This is a genomic window from Nocardiopsis ansamitocini (assembly GCF_030268225.1).
GTDB lineage: Bacteria > Actinomycetota > Actinomycetes > Streptosporangiales > Streptosporangiaceae > Nocardiopsis_D > Nocardiopsis_D ansamitocini.
Genome location: NZ_BSQG01000004.1, coordinates 225,372 through 242,542 on the forward strand (window position 1 = coordinate 225,372; position 17,171 = coordinate 242,542).

Consider the following 17,171-nt stretch of genomic DNA (forward strand, 5'->3'; position numbering starts at 1 on the left):
CTCTCGAACCACTTCGAAGACGCTGGATTCCGGGCGTGGACACCCAATCCACCCGAAAAACCGACTTTGGCTCCATTCGATACATGACGATAAAGACCGCCCGATGGCCTGTCAATAATGCGCCCGTTGCACCCTGCGGCGGGAACGTATTTTAGTGTGGCTCATAAATGCTTGCCGTTGAATCTCGAACAGGAATTCTCACAGTGGCTGGGACGCCACCGCTCGGCCGTCGAACGCACCATGGTCCTGGCTTGCGGGCTGCCGCCGCCCCACTGCCGTTGCGAACGCAAGGCCGAGCATTTCCTCGCCTGCATCAACCTGCTATTTCACTTGATTCGAAACTCAAAGGGTTTTCATCGAGCACATGGCGGACGTGCGGGCCACCGAAATAGCCGCGCACGATGTGTGGTTGACGCCGGCATCGTGGAAGAATCTGCGGGCTCCGGCTGTGAGTTCGGCCTGGCTCCTCGTCCGGTGGATTGTGAGTGGTCCAGTGAACCGGGTCTTGGTGTGAGGTTCGGCGTTCCATGGGTGCGGAGCGCGGGGGCACGCCGCAGCAGAGGTCCGCGCCGCGCTCTCCGGTCCCTCCCCCGATCGCGCTTCCCCGGCGTTTTGCGCTCCATCAGGCCCGGCCCATGTCGCGGGACAGGTGGGACCGGTGCAGCCGTCTGGTGCGCCGCAGTCGGGCGAGGTCGGCGCGGGTCTGATGGGAGAGCTGGACGTGGAAGTAGTTCACGTGTTCAAGGACCGCGAACGCCCAGAGGCCGAACCCCGGCCACGCCTGGGACCAGCGGGGACCCACCGCCAGGCTCCACAGGACGACCGCTCCACCGGCGAGGAGCAGCAGGACGTTCACCCGCTTCAGGACGCGGAAGACCCGCATTCCCCCGGGACTCCGGGCATGGACGCGGACCTGACGGGACTTGAGCCACCAGTAGGCGCCGCCCTGGGCCAGGAGCAGCGCGAACAGGGCGAAGCCGACCAGGTTGGCCGGCGAGGCGGGCATGCCCGTGCCCCCGAACAGCACCACGGCGAACAGGGGGATGTTGACCATCTCCAGGACGGCCAGGGTGCGCAGACGCTTGAGCATCCCCCGATTGTGCCCGGACTCCGCACGGCCACGGCATCCAGGTCAACAGACCTGCGCCTGCATCCTCGTACGGCGGGGCGGGGAGCACTGCGGCAGCGTCCGGTCCTCGAACACGCTCCTCGTCACGAGGGTGGAGTGGAACCGAGGCGCTGGACGCCGGGCCGTGCGGCGATGCGGTCACCGTAGAGGTCCTGCACCAGGAGCACGGGAGCCGGCTCAGAGCCGGTGTTCCCGTGCGGTGGTGAGGAAGGCGCTCCACTCGGTGAGAGGGAAGGCGAGGTGACCGCACTCAGGGTGCTGGGAATCGCGCAACGCGGCGACACGATCGAGATCAGCGACCTCCACACAGTTTTGGTTTTGGGCGCTGTAGCTGCTCTTGCGGAACTCCGAGGTCCGGGGCATCACTGGCCTTCCAGATCAGGCAGCAAGGAATGTGGGCGGGAGTCGTCTCAGAGTCGGCGATCCCGTGCGGTGGTGAGGAAGGCGCTCCACTCGGCCACGGGGAAGGCGAGGTGCCCGTGACCGGGGTGCTGGGAATCGCGCAACGCCGCAGCACGGTCGAGATCAGCGACCTCCACACAGTCCTGGTCCTGGGCGCTGTAGCTGCTCTTGCGGAACTCCGGGGTCCGGGTCATCACTGGCCTTCCAGATCACGTAGCACGGTGGCGATGAACTCGGCGGACAGCGCGGTGGACAGTGCCACGCCCTGAACGTTGCCGAATGCCACGTTATACCGGGCGATTTCGTCTGCCTGTTCCAGGAACAGGCTGTCGGCCGCAGTAGCCACGTAAACGATGGGGGAGTCCCGCTGCTCGGGAAAATCCAGAACGGTGAACGGTCCGGCAAGGGCCAGATGGGCGCCGGCGGAGTAGGGCAACACCTGGATGTCGATGTTGTGCCGCAACGCCATCCGCGTGAGGTAGGTCAACTGTTCACGCATGACTTCAGGACCACCGATGATTCTCCGTAGCGCGGCCTCATCGATGACGGCGCTCAGGTGGGGTGGATTCACGCGGTTGAGGATGGCCCGGCGCGCCATCCTCGCCTCAACCCGACGGGTGATGTGCTCCTCTTCGAGTGCACGACCCGCGCGAAACACCGATGCCGCATAGGCCGGTGTCTGCAGTAGGCCGGGGATGACCTGGGCCTGAAAGGTACGGATCATGGACGTCTCGGCCTCCCAGTCGGGAAGGGCGTTGTCACCGAAGACGTCCTTGTACTTGGACCACCAACCGCGTTCCTTGGATTGGTTGGCGAGTTCGTGCATCGCTTCGCGTGTAGCCGTGTCCACCTCGTAGAGGTCCGCCAGGGCGTCCAGATCGGTATGGCGCAACCGTTTGGCGTCGGCCGTCTCCATCTTCCCCAAGGTCGCCCTGGGCACTCCGGCTGCACGAGCCGCTGCCTCCAAGGTCTGAGCCTTCTCTTCCCTCAGTCGGCGAAGCACCTGGCCGAGGCGTCGTCTCCGAATGTTGGGGCTCTGCTCATCCATGAAACCACCATAGAGGAAATTGGGGGCATCTCCAGCAACCACTTGACTACTGAGATTCTCTATTTCATGCTGAAGGTAGCAGGGTGACTACCGCATCGCGGTTCTCCCACCCGCCACGCTACGCATCCGGCCGCCCTTCCGTCCCCCGAATCGGGGTCCCGTCCCGGTCGCCGCTGCCTGTTCTCCCATTTCGTCCCAAGGAGTTCCGCCATGCCCGCTACCGCGACCACCACGCCCGAAGCCCCGTCACCCCTTGCGGCGATGCCCGCCGTCACCGTCCCGATGACCGCGTTCGTGCCCGACCGTCTCGCGCACTACTTCTGCGGCCGGTTCACCGGCGCGTTCACCAAACGCGCCTTCCTGTTCCCCGGCGACCACGCCTTCACCCCGTTGGTCCGCGCCTTCCTCGACACCTGCGTGGCCGAGCACGGCGCGGACCACCGTTCCGTGTTCGCCCTCCTCGGCCTCGAACTCGCCAAGAACGCCATCGACCACACCCGCTCCGGGGGACCGGAGAACACCTACCGTCTACTGGTCGAGCGCACACGGACACACACCCTGCTCACCTGCTACGACGACGGGGACCCGGGCCCGCGCGACTGGTTCGGCCACCGCCCCCTGGCAGCCGTGGCCCCGGACCCCATGGCCGAGCGCGGTCGCGGCCTCGCCCTGGTGGACGCCCTCTCAAGCAGGTGGGGCGACAGCGGGCGCACCGCCTTCCGCTCCGTGTGGTTCCGCCTCGACCACACCCGCTGACCGATCGCACCAGGTCGTCCGATCCGGCGTTCCGCCGCCTCGGACACAGGAGCACCGGAGCGCTCAGCCCGAAGGCACCGCGCACGGCACTGGTCCCCGCCGGAGAAGCCGACGGGGACCAGTGCTCAGTGTGCTCCGGGGTCAGCCGCAGGCATCCTGTCGGTACGTGACCTGGTAGTTGCCGATGCTGCCGCCCCAGTCGACACACTGCGAGGCCGCGCTGCGGTATACGGGGCCGGCATAGGTCGTCCAGTTCCCCGGGTCCTGCTGCCACGTGCTCTCGTTGCTGCGCTTGAGCCAGGCGTTCATGGGAATGGCCGCACCCGGACTGTTGCGGATGACGACGACGCAGTTGGTCGTGTTGGCGGCCCGGTAGGTCAGGAACGCCGTTCCCTGGCCGCCCACACTCGCGGACCTGATGACGTTGTATCCGGACCCGCACTGGCCCCCGTAGGTGGCGGCGGAGGCCGGGGCCGCAGTCGCCGCCAACGCGGCGAGGATCATGCCGGTGGTCATGCCAAGGGCGGTGAGCTTCTTCCCGAGTTTCATTACGCTCCGTTCACTCTCGCGTTCGAAACGTCAACGCTAAAGAGGGTTCGGCCCGGCGGCCATGGCTTCACGGGCGCCGGAACCGGCCAGACCGGATGCGGCCCCGAAGGACGGTGATCAAGCTGTGGGCCGCACCACGGGCGCGGCTCGCTTGACCTTCCAGTTACTGCAACCCCGAAGCTGGACACATGTTGTCGATCAGCGATTTCAGCGAGATGTGCGCACTCCCCACCCAGACGTTGCGCTTCTACCACTCCGAGGGCCTGCTGGTCCCGGCCGAGGTGGATGAGCGGACCGGCTACCGCTCCTACACGTTCGAGCAGGTCGAGACCGCCATGCTGGTCATGGTCCTGCGGGGGGCGGGGTTGAGCGTCAAGCAGGTCCGGCAGGCCCTGGACGCCCCCGACACCGTCCCCGCCCTGCTGGAGGAGCACACCGAGGCGCTTCACCGCCGACGCGAAGCGGAGGACGAGGCGCTGCGGGAGGCGCACGCGTTCGTCCACACCTGGCCGCAGGTCCGGCGGTCGCACACCCCGGATATGACCGTGGTGTCGAAGGTGGTGCCCCCGACACCGCACACCGCGGGCGATCACTACGACTGGGACGCGGTCGGCGCGGCGGTCGCCTCCACCGTGGGAGAGGTGACCGCCGCGCTGGAGGCCCGCGGGGCCACCGTGGCCGGGACGCCGTGGCGCGGCAACGCCGTCGAGACCCCGGAGCAGAGGGAGCGCTCCATGACGCTGGAGGGACCGCACTGGCTGGTGAAGGTGCCCGTCGAGGCGCCGTCCGACGTGCTCGCCGACCTGCCACCCGACATGGAGGTGCAGACCTTCGAGGGCAGGGACGAACTGGTGGTTTTCATACCGGGGAAGGAGACCATGGCCAAACACGCCACCGCGCTCTCCTGGTTGACCACCCACTCACTGGAGGAGGGCTACCTGGAGAAGGGCTACGTCGCCGATACCGCCCGGGTGCGTACCATGCTGTCCGAGGACGGGGTGGAATCCCGCGCCTGCCTGCTCCGCCTCGACTCCCTGGAGGGACTCGACTCGGCGGAGGAAACCGCGTGACCTGCGAAGGAGGCCGCGCGGCCGCTCAAGTCCCGGTTCGGCTCCCCTCGGGCGGGGTCCCCCGGAACGTGGCCCGGTAGGCGCTGGGGGAGACGCCGAGCGCGGCGTGCAGGTGCTGGCGCAGCGAGACCGGGCTGCCGAAACCGGTGTCGGCGGCGATGCGCTCCACCGACAGGTCGGTGCTCTCCAGCAGCTCCCGGGCGCGTTCGACGCGTCGCAGTGTCAGCCACCGCACCGGGGAGAGCCCGGTCTCCTGGCGGAAGTTCCTGGTGAAGGTCCGCACGCTCATGGATTCGCGGGCGGCGAGTGCGCGCAGGCTCAGTTGGCGGTCCAGGTTCTCCAGCGCCCAGGCGCGCGCCCGGCCGGTGGAGGAGGAGCGCGGCTCGGGGACGGGACGGCGGATGAATTGGGCCTGGCCGCCGTCGCGGTGCGGCGGGACGACTGTTGCGCGCGCGACGTCGTTGGCGACGGCCGCGCCGTGGTCGGAACGGATGATGTGCAGGCACAGGTCGATACCGGACGCCTCACCGGCCGAGGTGAGCACGTCGCCCTCGTCGACGTAGAGGACGTCGGGGTCGAGGGCGATCCCGGGGAACAGTTTCCGGAAACGGTCGCTGGACTCCCAGTGCGTGGTGGCGCGGCGGCCGTCGAGCAGCCCCGCTGCGGCGAGGACGAAGGCACCGGTGCAGATCGAGGCGATCCTGGCCCCCGGGCTGATCCAGGCGAGCGCCGCGGCCAGGACGGTGTCGAGGACGCCGTCGGCCTCGGTGGCGTCGGGATCGTGGGAGGCCACGACGATCACGGTCCGCGCCTGGGCGAGGGCCTCGGGTCCGTGGGCGACGCGAATGGAGAAGTCGGCGTTGGTGCGCACCTCCCCGGGGACGGGAGTACACGTCACCACCTCGTAGAGCGGCGCGCCTTCGGTCGATCGGGCCTGGCCCAGGAGCTGGTGCACGATGCCCAGCTCCATGGGCATGGCCCCGTTGCGCGCGAGGACGGCGACCGGATGCCGGTCGGCGTGCACGAAAACGCTCATGGCCCGATCATTGCACATCGTATGAATCGGGCCATGGCCCGCTGTCCTGGCCACGGTCGCCGTGTTGACAGGCGGCGGCCGGCTGGCTCTAATGGTCCGCGTGTAGCGCGACGCCCGCCAGAAAGCAGGAGGCCGGCCGGCAGTCGAGCGGACACCATTCACCAAGGGACGACGCCATGAGCTCATTCCACTCCTGACGCAAGCCGTCAGTGCGCGTCGCCCCCTGTCCCACGGCAGTTCCCGACCACTGCCGTGCGATGCCGGGACATGCCAGGCCATCCCGCCCCGACCGCCGCCGAACCCCGGCACCCGTTCGCGGTGTCGGGTGTCCGAGGCGTCCCTCTCCGGACAGGGCCCGCGTGTGCTTACGCCGCGCACACCACCGTCATCGCCCCCGCGCCCGTCGCGGCGCCCCTGATTCTTTCCGGAGACCCAGTCGTATGCCCGAATCGTTCAACCAACAGATCATCGACGAGTTCCGCGCCAACGCGGGCCGGGTCGGCGGCCCCTTCGAGGGAGGCGACCTTCTTCTGCTGACCACCATCGGCGCCACGTCTGGCCGGGAGCACACCGTCCCGCTCGGTTACGTCCGCGACGACGGCCTCCTGCTGGTCGTGGGCTCCGCAGGAGGCGCCCACCGGCACCCCGCCTGGTACCACAACCTGCTCGCCCACCCCATGGTGCGGGTGGAGATCGGTACCGAGACGTTCGACGCGGTCGCCGTCCCGACCGAGGGGGCGCGGCGCGACCGGCTGTTCGCACGCGTGGTGGACACCGCCCCCGGATACGCCGACTACCAGGCCCGGACCACCCGGGCCCTGCCGGTGGTGGCCCTGGAGCGCTCAGGGCCGGCGGCGGGGGAGGGCCCCGCGACGATCACCAACCTCGCCGACAAGCTCATGGAGGTCCACACCTGGTTGCGCGCCCAGCTGCGGCACGTGCGCGCCGAGGCCGACGCGCACTTCGCCGCGCGCGCCGAGCACAAGGGGGAGTCTCCCGTTCCGGGGCTGGGCCTACAGATCCGGCAGCACTGCCTGGCGTTCTGCGAGTCCCTGAAATTCCACCACACCAGCGAGGACGCGCACCTGTTCCCCTCGCTCGCGGGGTACCACCCCCACCTGAAGGGCTCCCTCGACCGGCTCCGTGCCGAACACCGCACGGTCGAGCGCGTCCAGAACGAACTGCTCGCCCTGCTCGCCGACATCACCACCGCCGATCCCGAACGGTTTCGCACCGGGCTGGACCGGATGTCGCGCGAGCTCACCGCGCACCTCGACTACGAGGAGGAGTCACTCATCCCGGTCCTGGCCGACGTCCCGTGGCCGCCGGCACCGCCGGATCCCGACCGCTCCGAAGGCGCCTCCGCCTAGGTGCGGGACCGGAGGCGGTGGTCGGCACCTTCTGCGGCAGATGCCGCCTAGGTGGACCCGCAGCCCTTGGGCCCGCTCCCGTGGGGAATCCGCGCTTGTCAGCACTGCTGAGAGCTGACCGGCCCGAAGGCTCACGCGCTGTTCGCGCTCCCCGCGAACGCGAGCGAGCCGAGAAAACGCGTCTGTTCGTGTTCCACCGTGGCATCCAGCTCACCCATCGCCTCCAAGGCGCGAGGATCGCCGAGTGTCATGGCGTTGAGGGCGCGCTCCAGGTGGCCCTGGTCCTCGATCTCCCACAGGTTGAACGCCTCGTACAGCGGTCCGACCTGCGTCACCGTGCCCGCAACCAGCGAGATGCCCTGCGCTTCGAAGAGTTCCCGGATGGTCACCATGGCGGCTTCGTAGCGCGCCAGATTCGCGAAACCGTACTTGAGCTGGAGCTGCGCCAGCATGTAGCTGCTCATCTGTCTGCCTTTCCTGGGGGGAGGGCCGTCGAGGCCTTCACCAGGAAGGTAGACGTTCACACTGGTGTGAAGGGCAAGTCACTTGTTGCCGGTCACCGCGTTCAGTACGGCTTCCAGGCTCGTCAGCTTGGAATGCAGTTCCTCCACTTCACGGGAGAGTTCGGCGTGCCGCGTACGCAGCAGAGCCTCGACCCGGGGCGCGGAGTCGGGGAGTTTCCACTCCCGCACCACCGTACGGATCAGGTCGCTCGGCAGGCCCGCGCCGTACAGACGCTGGATAAGCCCGACACAGTCGGCGTCTTTGGCCTGGTACCTGCGGTGCCCCACGGCGTTGCGCGACGGGAGCAGGAGGCCTTGCTCCTCGTAGTACCGCAGTGACCGCGTGCTCACTTGACACCGGTGAGCCAGTTCACTGATCGACAGCGACACGGGGTCCGAATCGGAGTTCCACTCGGGACCTGACTCGGAGGTCGATCCGAGACTGTGCGCCGATCTGCCCCCGCACGGCCAGAGGGCCGTTGGAGACGCCACAGCGCCATCACTGGACGGGGCATTCGAAGCGTTGGAACGCATGGGGGAACTTTAGCCCTCTATCGGCTGGTTCCGTCAGGTATGGCGGTCGGGCGGGTCCGGCTGCGGCGCGGACACGCCGGCGGCAGGCCACCGGCCTTCGACCGCGAGCTCTACAAGGTCCGCAATGTGGTCGAACGGTGCTTCAACCGCCTCAAGCAGTTCCGTACGATCGCCACCCGCTTCGACAAACTCGCCGCCCGCTACAAGGCCGGCATCCACCTCGCGCCCCTCATCCTCTGGCTCCGCGAACCCACCCAAGATCATTTGTCAGACGGCACCCAGGTCACCGGAACCCCGGGGAAGCCCACGGCCTCCGGGAAACTCCATCGGCTTCCCGGTCGGAGAAGTGTTCACCGGGGAGGGGCCCTGGCCGTCCGGGGCCGGACGGCCAGGGGGTGCTCAGGCGCCGGGGGCCGGTACGCACATGGCGTCCGCGATCCAGGCGTAGAGCGCCTGATCCTGGTCCTGGGCCTCCTCGGAAACGGTCCCGTTGACCATTGCCACCAGGGACAGGTACCGGCCGTGGGTGTCGTCGTAGACCGGGCCCTCGGCAGCAGCGTCCTCTTCGGCGATCAGACGCATGATGTCGGGGAGCCGCCGGTATCCGTCGGCCATCCGGTTGCGCAGTTCGGGGGTCAGGGGAGTGTCGGACAACGCCGCGGACGCCTCCATGAAACGGGTGACGGCGTCCTGCGCCCGGGGGGACCGGGGGGATTCCCCCGCGTGATACGCGGCCAGGACCTCTTCGCTGAGCGCGGCACCGTTCGTGTGGATGAAGTCCTGGAACGGCGCGCTCGCCACGTTCCTCCCCTCGTCGGTGGAGTAGGTCTCGTGAAGGTAGGTGCGCACCGCCTCGCGAAACTCCGGGTCCTGCACCAGATCGGCCAGCTCGATCCACGCCTCCAGCTGGGCGGCCGTGGGCTCCGCCGGGAGAACGGGACGCACTGTTCGCAACCGCTCGACGAAGCCGTCGGGGACGTCGAGGCCGGCGCCGACATCGTTCCAGAAGTCGTCGATGATCCGTTCGCGTTCCTCGTCGGTCATCGAGACGAGCTTGTGCATCAGGTCGGCCCGCGCGGTCGCGTCGCCCTGCTTGATCAGGGTCCTGAGCACCGCCCGCCTGGCCCGTAGGACGCGCTCCTGGCTCTCGACGATCTCCAGGTGGGTGGTGAGCAGGTCATGCAGGGTCGTGCCGCCGTCGAGCAGGCGGCGGATCTCCTCCAGGTCGGTGTCCAGCTCGCGCAGGGTGCGGACGAGTTCCAGCCGGGCGATGGCGTCGATGTCGTACCGCCGGTGGCCGAACTCGTTCAGGTCCGTGGGTTCGATGATTTTGGCGTCGGCGTAGAAGCGGACGGCGCTGACGCTCAGGCCGCTGCGGCGCGCGGCGTCCCCGATGGGGTACAGCTCGTGGTCGTTCATGAAAACCACTGTGGCGTCTCAAGCCGCTTGAGACGCAAGTCCGTTTTCTCGAAGCTCCCGTTGTCGAGCAGGGGTGTGGCCGTCACGGATCCAGGCGTCTGGCCCCTCGTCCGTGCTCCTCAACATCCCGCGGCGGGGCTCCCGGACGCTCGCTCAGCGACGGCGGGCGCCCCGTTCCTCCGACGGAACGGCTCCTTGACACTTTATATTTCTAATTGGTTATATAGCTACTATGGCAAATGCGTTCGAGGTGCTGGCCGAGCCGCGGCGCCGGCAGATCCTGGACCTGCTGCGCGGCGGGGAACTCCCGGTGGGCGAGCTGGTGCATCGGGTCGGCCTCACTCAGCCCGCGGTATCCAAGCACCTGCGCGTCCTGCGTGAAGCGGGACTCGTCGAAGTGCGCCAGGACGCCCAGCGGCGTCTCTACCGGCTGCGCCCCGGACCACTGGCCGAGATCGACTCCTGGCTGGCGCCCTACCGCCTCCTCTGGGAGCAGGGCTTCGACTCCCTGGCGCAGCACCTGTCCACCATGCCCGACGAACAGACCGGAGCAGAGCAGTGACGAACGTCGTCCGAGCGACCGCCGAGGGCCGTTGTGAACTGCGCATGGAACGCCGCTTCCCCCATCCACCGCGCAAGGTCTGGCGCGCCCTGACCGAGAGTGCGCACCTTTCCCGCTGGTACCCGTTCCCGGTACGCGAACTGGAACTGGCCGTGGGCGGCACGATCAGCTTCGACGACGGCCAGGGCGGTGCGCTGTCGGGTGTGGTCACCGTGCTCGACCCGCCCGGCGTCTTCGCCTTCAGCGAGCAGGACGACCTGCTGCGCTTCGAACTCCACTCCGACGGCCCCGACGGATGCCTGTTGGTGTTCACGCACGTCTTCGACGATTCCGGGCACAGCGCGAACAACACCGAGGGGTGGCAGAAGTGCCTGGCCGTGCTCGGCGAGGCGCTCGCCCAGGACGCCGAGGGCTGATTCCCGCGCCGCAACCCGATACCGGTCGCGTCCAGGTATGGCCATGTCGTGTTGTTAGCCACCCCCGACCCTCCCGTGTGGGAAACACTGATCCCATGCGCCTGGACCCACTCGACGAACAGATCATCGCCATTCTCACCAAGGACGGCCGCGCCAGTTTCGCGACCATCGGGGACCGGGTGGGATTGTCGGCCTCGGCGACCAAACGCAGAGTGGACCGGTTGACCGCGACCGGCGCGATCACCGGTTTCACCGCGATCGTGGACCCCTCCGCCCTGGGCTGGGGCACCGAGGCCTACGTGGAACTGCACTGCAAGGGGCAGCCGAAACCCGAGACCCTGGCCGCCGACCTGGAGGGCATCCCCGAGGTCGTGGCGGCCTCGACCGTCACGGGAGAGGCGCACGCGCTGTTGCGGGTTCGGGCGGGCGACGTACGCCAGTTCGAGCAGATCCTGCAGCGTCTCTCCGGACTGCGCTACGTCTCCTACACGAAGACGACCATGGTGCTCTCCGCCCTTTTGGAGCGCTCCCACAGCGGAGTGGCCGAAGAACGCTGACCCTACTGCGCAGGATCACTGCGCGAAACATGACCCATACGCAATGAAGTACCGATAACCAGCAGTTTTCTCCTCTTGGGGTGCGCGCCCACGGGCAATAACGTGCAGGTGACGTCCCACTGCGCCGAACGCCCGCCCGGGCGCGCGCCCCAGTCACGAGGGAGACCCATGACGACGAGTGCCACCCGTACCCACAGCGAGCAGCAGATCGCGCTGGCCGAAGAGCACGGCGCGCACAACTACCACCCGCTGCCGGTCGTCATCACCGACGGGCTGGGGACAAGGGTGACCGACGTCGAGGGCCGCGGCTACCTGGACTTCCTCGCCGGGTACTCCGCGCTGAACTTCGGACACCGCCACCCCGGACTGATCGCCGCCGCCCACGCCCAACTCGACCGGGTGACCCTCACCAGCCGGGCCTTCCACCACGACCGGTTCGCGCCGTTCTGCGCCGGGCTGGCCGCGCTCGCGGGCAAGGACATGGTGCTGCCGATGAACACCGGCGCCGAGGCGGTCGAGACCGGGATCAAGGTGGCCCGCAAGTGGGGTTACGAGGTCAAGGGCGTCCCCGAGGGCCGGGCAACCATCATCGTGGCGGGCGGCAACTTCCACGGCCGCACCACCACCATCGTCGGCTTCTCCGACGACCCCGACGCCCGCGACGGATTCGGGCCGTTCGCCCCCGGTTTCGTGACCGTGCCCTACGGCGACTCCGCCGCTGTGGCGGCCGCCATCGACGAGACCACCGTGGCCGTACTGGTCGAACCGATCCAGGGCGAAGCGGGCGTGCTGGTGCCGCCCACGGCCTACCTTCCGGAGCTGCGCCAACTGTGCACGGGCGCCGACGTGTTGCTGATCCTGGACGAGATCCAGTCCGGACTGGGCCGCACCGGCGCGACCTTCGCCGCTGAGCACAGCGGTGTGGTGCCGGACATGTACCTGCTGGGCAAGGCCTTGGGCGGGGGAGTCGTCCCGGTCTCGGCGGTCGTGGCCGACCGCGACGTCCTGGGCGTGATCAAGCCCGGCCAGCACGGCAGCACCTTCGGCGGCAACCCGCTGGCCAGCGCCGTGGGCAACGCAGTGGTCGACCTGCTGCGCACGGGGGAGTTCCAGGAACGCGCCCGCGTCCTGGGCGAGGTCCTGCACAGCGAGCTGTCCGCCCTCCTCGGCCACGGGGTCGTCGCCGTGCGCGGCCGAGGGCTATGGGCAGGCGTGGACATCGACCCCGACCTGGCCACCGGACGCCAGATCAGCGAGGACCTCCTGGCCGAGGGCATCCTGGTCAAGGACACCCACGGCTCCACCATCCGGCTCGCCCCGCCCCTGGTGGTGACCGAGGAGGAGATCCGCGAGGCGGTGGGAGCGCTCGGCCGTGTGCTGGCGGCCCGGACGGCTTCGGCACTCGTGGGGGACGCCCACTAGGACCGGTCGGGAAGTGCTGGTCGCGACCACTCGTCGAGGGCTGCGGCCAGCACGGTCGCCCGGTAGCGAGCGTGCCGGCTCCAGGGGCTGCGCCATTGACAACGGCTGCGAACGGACAGCACCCGGGGGACGACGCACTCCGACGTCGAGTCGGAACCGATACGACGTCCGCACCGGTCGAGGATTCGGTGTCCGGGATCACCGTCCGGGCCGGGCCGTCGGTCGCGACTCCCCTTGACCCCGACGCAACGTCAGGGTCTTTCCTGGTCCCATGCCGCTCAAACAGCACCTGGTCGTCGTCTCCTATCTCGCCTCGCATCTGCTGAGCCTGCTCGGCAACGGCATCGCGGCGGTGGCGCTGCCGCTGATCGTGCTCCAGACGACCGGCAGCCCGTTGGGCACGGCGGCGCTGGCGGCCGCGACTGCGGTCCCGGCCGTTCTGGTCGGACTGCTCAGCGGGGTGGTGATCGACCGGATCAACCGGCGGACGGCCTCGGTGGTCTCCGACGTCATCTCCGCCGCCTCGGTCGCCGCGCTGCCGCTGGTCGACCTGTTGTGGGGCCTGGACCTGGCGTGGTTCATCGTGCTGGGCATCCTGGGCTCGTTCGGGGACGTGCCGGGGACGACGGCCCGTGAGGTGCTGGCCCCGATGGTGGCCCGGCACGCAGGGTTCGACCTGACGCGGGTGATCGGCCTGCGCCAGACCCTGACCTCTGCCGCCCTGGTGATCGGCCCGGCTGCGGCCGGTGTGCTGCTCGCCGCCTTCGACGCCGCTTCCGTACTGTGGATCACTGCGGCAACCTCGGCGGTCGCGGCGCTGCTGACGCGGACGCTTCCGCGCCGGCTCGGTGAGATCGAGGCCAACAGGTCGCCTCGCCGGTCGATCCTGCGCGAACTCGGAGAAGGTATGGCGGTAGTGGGACGCAGCCGGTTCCTGCTCGGCACGTCGGGCCTGGTCGTCGGCCTGGCCGTGGCGCTCGGCGGGTTGCAGGGCCTGGTGATGCCGCTGTACTTCGACCTCATCGCCCGCCCCGACCTGCTCGGCCTCGTCCTCACCGCGCTGGCCGTCGGGATGCTGAGCGGCGCGACGCTCTACAGCAGTATCGGTCGACGACTCTCATCGCCGGCATGGTTGTCGGCCGGGCTCGTCATCACCACCGCAGGGTTCCTGATGATGGCCTCCCTGCTTGCCCCGGCCGTGGTGTTCGCCGGCGCCGCGACGCTCGGCCTGGGCAACGCCGTGGTCGGAGCAGTCATCGGGGTGTTGCAGGTCGAACGGACCACCGGTGCGGTACGCGGTCGGGTTCTCAGCGTGAAGACCGCCTTGCTGATGATCGCCGCGCCGGCGGGGATCGGTCTGGCCGGGGTGACGGCTGAGTACGGGTCCCCGACCCTGGCCGGGTTCGGCGTCACCGGGGTGTGGATCCTCGTGTTGCTGGCCGTGATCGCCTCGCGTGCTCTGCGCGACCTGGAGCCGAAGGAGCTGTCCGATGCTCAGCAGTGAGCTCGCCGAGCTGGCCGGCGTAACCGTCCGCACGTTGCGCCACTACCACCAGATCGGGCTGCTGCCCGAACCACCGCGCTCGGCCGGGGGCTACCGGCACTACGACGTGGGCCACCTCGTCCGTCTCCTGCGCATCACGAGGATGACCGCACTGGGAATACCACTGTCCGCACTACCTGCGGTGCTGGACGATCCAGCGGCCGCGGAGGAGCTGCTCGACGAACTCGATCGCCAAGCCGCCGCCGACATCGAACGGCTCGCCGCCCGCCGGGCCAGTATCGCCGCGCTGCGCAGCAGCGGCGCCCCACCCGACCTCCCACCCGAGCTTTCGGCATGGCGTTCCGCCCCCACAGCGGAGATGCCGACGGACATGGCCCGTTACGAGCACGAACAGCTGATCCTGTTCGGACACCTGCTCGGGGAGGACGGCCCGGCAGGACTCGCCGCCCTGTTCGGTGGAGCGGACGACGGCATGGCCGCAGCCGCCCCACTGACGGCACGCTTCTACGCCCTCGGACCCGACACCCCCGACGACGAGGTCTCATCACTGACCGACGAGCTGGTCGCACACCTCAAGCCGGTGATGGTGCGAGTGGCCGGCCTGCCCTCACTCGACGCGCAGGCCTCAGCGCTGATGGACGAACTGAACCAGCAGACTCTCAGGCCCGTGCAGCACCGCGTTCTGCGCCGGGTCCAGCAGCGGTTGACCGGGCCCGACGAAGCCTGACCGGGGGCCGAGGCCCTTCATCGGTCCACACTCCGCAACATCCTGTGATCCAGACCACTCCGCGGGGCCTTGAGTACGACGCGACGTCGGAGTTTTGACTCGGGGGTGTCCGCATCCATCGACCAGGAGGATCCGTCATGACCGCCCCGTCGAAGCTGATCACTGTCGAAGAGTTCTTCGGCCCGCCCACCCGTAGCCGGGCCCTGCTGTCCCCGGACGGCACGAATGTCGCCTACCTCGCCCCATGGCACGGCCGGCTCAACGTGTTCCTCCGTGATCTGGACACGGACTGGGCCGCCCCCGACGACGTGCACGACGCCGGCGCCCCGGGCGCCCGGCGCATCACCTCTGACACCCGGCGCACCATCGACACCTTCTTCTGGACCACCGACGGCCGCTACCTGCTGTTCCAGCAGGACACCGACGGCGACGAGAACTGGCACCTGCATCGCGTCGACCCGACCCGACCCGACGAGCCCGCGGTCGACCTGACTCCCTTCGAGGGCGTGCGGCTGCTCGGCGCGCACCTCCCACCGGACCGGCCGGGGACGGCTTTCGTGCAGCTCAACATGCGCCGCCCCGACCTGGCCGACCTGTTCGAGCTGGACCTGGCGACCGGCCTGCTGACCTTGATCGCGGAGAACCCGGGCGACGTCATCTCCTGGCTGCGCACCCCGGACCGCTTGCTGGTCTTCACCATGGAGGAAGGGGGCGAACACGTCCTGTCGGAGTGGGCTCCGGGCGAGCCGCGCCCGATCGCGCGATTCGCCGGCACCGATTTCCTCTTCGGGGTCCTCCCGGCCGCGCTCACCCCGGACGGGAACGGACTGTGGATCGGTTCGTCGCGCGGCTCGGACCGCACCCGCCTGGTCCGGGTCGACCTGGACACCGGCGAGCAGATCGGGGTGGACAGCCACCCCGTCTTCGACCTGGACACGCCTCGCCCCGAGGCAGACCCGCGCTTCCCGTCCTCGCTGATCCTGCACCCGAGCACCGGGGAACTGCTCGGCGCCCGCTATCTCGGTGCCCGTCAGGAGATCCACGCGCTCGACCCGCACTTCGCCACGGTGCTGCCGCGACTGGCCGAGCTGTCCGACGGCGACCTGGCCCACGTGTCCTGCGACGCCACGGCGCAACGCTGGGTGGTGGACTTCACCCACGACCGCGATCCCGGCGCCACCTGGTTCTACGACCACGCCACGGGACAGGCGCGCCGCCTCTTCCGACCGTTCCCGCACCTCGACCCGGCCCTGCTGGCCCCGGTCACCCCCATCACCGTCACCGCCCGCGACGGCCTGGCCCTGCCCTGCCACCTCACCCTGCCGGTCGGGGTCGAGCCGCGCGACCTACCGACCGTGCTGCTGGTGCACGGTGGACCGTGGTACCGCGACAGCTGGTGCTACGACCCAGAGGTCCAGCTTCTGGCCAACCGCGGCTACGCGGTGCTACAGGTCAACTTCCGAGGGTCCACCGGTTACGGCAAGGCCCACACCCAGGCCGCGATCGGCCAGTTCGCCGAGCGCATGCACGACGACCTGATCGACGCCCTCGACTGGGCGGTCGAGCAGGGCTACACCGACCCGGACCGGGTCGCGATCTACGGCTGTTCCTACGGCGGCTACGCCGCACTCGTCGGGGCCGCGTTCACCCCGGACCGGTTCGCCGCTGCGGTCAGCTACACCGGGATGTCCGACCTCGTCGACCTCGTCCAGTCGGTCGTTCCGTTCGCCCGTCGCAGCGTCGAGAACAGCTACCTGCGCTACATCGGCGACCCGGACGACCCCCGCCAGGAGGCCGACATGCTCGCCCGCTCGCCCATCAACCGGGTCGACGGCATCACCGCACCAATGCTGCTGATCCACGGCGCCAACGATGTGCGCGTCGCCCGCCGCCACTCCGACCGGGTCGTCGACGCGCTTCGCGCCCGCGGCGCCGAGGTCGAGTACCTGCTGAACGAGACCGAGGGCCACTGGTTCATCAACACCGACAGCAACATCGAGCTGTACCGCACGCTCGAACGCTTCCTGGCCCGCCACCTGGGCGGACGGTCTTCGACCATGTCCTGATCCACGGCGGGCGAGCGACGACCGCACACCACCGCGCCCTTCTCGGGCCCAATGCCGCGGCCCGGCCGGTGAGAAGCGATCATGATCGGAGCGGAACGGGC

20 protein-coding genes and 1 pseudogene are annotated in these 17,171 nt (G+C 69.0%); 11 read left to right on the forward strand and 10 right to left on the reverse strand.

The features are described 5' to 3' along the window. Positions 1 to 192: 192 nt before the first annotated feature. A pseudogene (locus QSJ59_RS13440) lies at positions 193 to 336 on the forward strand (IS5/IS1182 family transposase); the annotation flags it as partial. Between the two features lie 286 nt (positions 337 to 622). Here the strand turns inward: QSJ59_RS13440 and QSJ59_RS13445 are convergent. The 4 genes from QSJ59_RS13445 to QSJ59_RS13460 all read right to left on the reverse strand — a co-directional run bounded on the left by QSJ59_RS13445 (position 623) and on the right by QSJ59_RS13460 (position 2,579). Then, positions 623 to 1,090 (reverse strand): hypothetical protein, encoded by a 468-nt coding sequence (locus tag QSJ59_RS13445; RefSeq protein ID WP_285759866.1) that lies wholly within the window; start codon positions 1,088 to 1,090, stop codon positions 623 to 625. A 216-nt stretch (positions 1,091 to 1,306) separates the two neighbouring features. Next, positions 1,307 to 1,492 (reverse strand): DUF397 domain-containing protein, encoded by a 186-nt coding sequence (locus QSJ59_RS13450; protein ID WP_285759867.1) that lies wholly within the window; start codon positions 1,490 to 1,492, stop codon positions 1,307 to 1,309. Positions 1,493 to 1,539: 47 nt separating this feature from the next. Beyond that, the gene (locus tag QSJ59_RS13455; RefSeq protein ID WP_285759868.1) at positions 1,540 to 1,725 is read right to left on the reverse strand and encodes a DUF397 domain-containing protein; all 186 of its coding nucleotides are present in this window, start codon (positions 1,723 to 1,725) and stop codon (positions 1,540 to 1,542) included. Beyond that, positions 1,725 to 2,579 carry a helix-turn-helix domain-containing protein gene (locus QSJ59_RS13460; RefSeq protein WP_285759869.1) on the reverse strand — a complete coding sequence of 285 codons (855 nt, stop codon included), beginning with the start codon at positions 2,577 to 2,579 and terminating at the stop codon, positions 1,725 to 1,727. Before QSJ59_RS13460 ends, QSJ59_RS13455 begins: the two co-directional genes overlap by 1 nt. A gap of 210 nt (positions 2,580 to 2,789) precedes the next feature. On the opposite strand from QSJ59_RS13460, the gene QSJ59_RS13465 reads away from it, so the two are divergent. Next, the gene (locus QSJ59_RS13465) at positions 2,790 to 3,335 is read left to right on the forward strand and encodes an ATP-binding protein (RefSeq protein WP_285759870.1); all 546 of its coding nucleotides are present in this window, start codon (positions 2,790 to 2,792) and stop codon (positions 3,333 to 3,335) included. Between the two features lie 141 nt (positions 3,336 to 3,476). On the opposite strand, the gene QSJ59_RS13470 is transcribed toward QSJ59_RS13465, so the two are convergent. Then, positions 3,477 to 3,884 (reverse strand): spore-associated protein A, encoded by a 408-nt coding sequence (locus QSJ59_RS13470; protein ID WP_285759871.1) that lies wholly within the window; start codon positions 3,882 to 3,884, stop codon positions 3,477 to 3,479. Between the two features lie 188 nt (positions 3,885 to 4,072). Between QSJ59_RS13470 and QSJ59_RS13475 the strand changes: the two genes are divergently transcribed. Next, a complete protein-coding gene (locus tag QSJ59_RS13475) occupies positions 4,073 to 4,954 on the forward strand; it encodes a MerR family transcriptional regulator (RefSeq protein WP_285759872.1) in 882 nt (293 codons plus the stop codon). 25 nt (positions 4,955 to 4,979) lie between these two features. Here QSJ59_RS13475 and QSJ59_RS13480 read toward each other — a convergent pair whose 3' ends face one another. Then, positions 4,980 to 5,990 carry a GlxA family transcriptional regulator gene (locus QSJ59_RS13480; protein WP_285759873.1) on the reverse strand — a complete coding sequence of 337 codons (1,011 nt, stop codon included), beginning with the start codon at positions 5,988 to 5,990 and terminating at the stop codon, positions 4,980 to 4,982. Positions 5,991 to 6,430: 440 nt separating this feature from the next. Between QSJ59_RS13480 and QSJ59_RS13485 the strand changes: the two genes are divergently transcribed. Further along, positions 6,431 to 7,360 carry a nitroreductase/quinone reductase family protein gene (locus QSJ59_RS13485; RefSeq protein WP_285759874.1) on the forward strand — a complete coding sequence of 310 codons (930 nt, stop codon included), beginning with the start codon at positions 6,431 to 6,433 and terminating at the stop codon, positions 7,358 to 7,360. Positions 7,361 to 7,491: 131 nt separating this feature from the next. On the opposite strand, the gene QSJ59_RS13490 is transcribed toward QSJ59_RS13485, so the two are convergent. The 4 genes from QSJ59_RS13490 to QSJ59_RS13505 form a co-directional block, all read right to left on the reverse strand. Next, positions 7,492 to 7,824 (reverse strand): NIPSNAP family protein, encoded by a 333-nt coding sequence (locus QSJ59_RS13490; RefSeq protein ID WP_285759875.1) that lies wholly within the window; start codon positions 7,822 to 7,824, stop codon positions 7,492 to 7,494. A gap of 78 nt (positions 7,825 to 7,902) precedes the next feature. After that, positions 7,903 to 8,397: a MerR family transcriptional regulator gene (locus tag QSJ59_RS13495; RefSeq protein ID WP_285759876.1), complete on the reverse strand. Its 495-nt coding sequence runs from the start codon at positions 8,395 to 8,397 to the stop codon at positions 7,903 to 7,905. 33 nt (positions 8,398 to 8,430) lie between these two features. Further along, positions 8,431 to 8,661 carry a hypothetical protein gene (locus tag QSJ59_RS13500; RefSeq protein WP_285759877.1) on the reverse strand — a complete coding sequence of 77 codons (231 nt, stop codon included), beginning with the start codon at positions 8,659 to 8,661 and terminating at the stop codon, positions 8,431 to 8,433. A 135-nt stretch (positions 8,662 to 8,796) separates the two neighbouring features. Beyond that, positions 8,797 to 9,816, reverse strand: a complete 1,020-nt coding sequence (locus tag QSJ59_RS13505; RefSeq protein ID WP_285759878.1) for a MerR family transcriptional regulator — start codon at positions 9,814 to 9,816, stop codon at positions 8,797 to 8,799. Between the two features lie 232 nt (positions 9,817 to 10,048). On the opposite strand from QSJ59_RS13505, the gene QSJ59_RS13510 reads away from it, so the two are divergent. The 7 genes from QSJ59_RS13510 (at position 10,049) to QSJ59_RS13540 (ending at position 17,070) form a co-directional block, all read left to right on the forward strand. After that, positions 10,049 to 10,378 (forward strand): ArsR/SmtB family transcription factor, encoded by a 330-nt coding sequence (locus QSJ59_RS13510; protein WP_285759879.1) that lies wholly within the window; start codon positions 10,049 to 10,051, stop codon positions 10,376 to 10,378. After that, positions 10,375 to 10,794, forward strand: coding sequence for an SRPBCC domain-containing protein (locus QSJ59_RS13515; RefSeq protein ID WP_285759880.1), 420 nt, complete (start codon positions 10,375 to 10,377; stop codon positions 10,792 to 10,794). Before QSJ59_RS13510 ends, QSJ59_RS13515 begins: the two co-directional genes overlap by 4 nt. Positions 10,795 to 10,889: 95 nt before the next feature. Next, entirely contained in the window at positions 10,890 to 11,351 is a 462-nt protein-coding gene (locus QSJ59_RS13520) for an Lrp/AsnC family transcriptional regulator (protein WP_285759881.1), read from the forward strand. A 168-nt stretch (positions 11,352 to 11,519) separates the two neighbouring features. Next, entirely contained in the window at positions 11,520 to 12,773 is a 1,254-nt protein-coding gene (gene rocD, locus QSJ59_RS13525) for an ornithine--oxo-acid transaminase (RefSeq protein WP_285759882.1), read from the forward strand. A 271-nt stretch (positions 12,774 to 13,044) separates the two neighbouring features. After that, positions 13,045 to 14,277 (forward strand): MFS transporter, encoded by a 1,233-nt coding sequence (locus QSJ59_RS13530; RefSeq protein ID WP_285759883.1) that lies wholly within the window; start codon positions 13,045 to 13,047, stop codon positions 14,275 to 14,277. Beyond that, on the forward strand, positions 14,264 to 15,004 hold the full coding sequence (locus QSJ59_RS13535; RefSeq protein ID WP_285759884.1) for a MerR family transcriptional regulator: 741 nt from the start codon (positions 14,264 to 14,266) through the stop codon (positions 15,002 to 15,004). The genes QSJ59_RS13530 and QSJ59_RS13535 overlap by 14 nt, the downstream gene beginning before the upstream one ends. Before the next feature lie 137 nt (positions 15,005 to 15,141). Next, positions 15,142 to 17,070, forward strand: a complete 1,929-nt coding sequence (locus QSJ59_RS13540; protein ID WP_285759885.1) for a S9 family peptidase — start codon at positions 15,142 to 15,144, stop codon at positions 17,068 to 17,070. Positions 17,071 to 17,171: the final 101 nt, after the last annotated feature.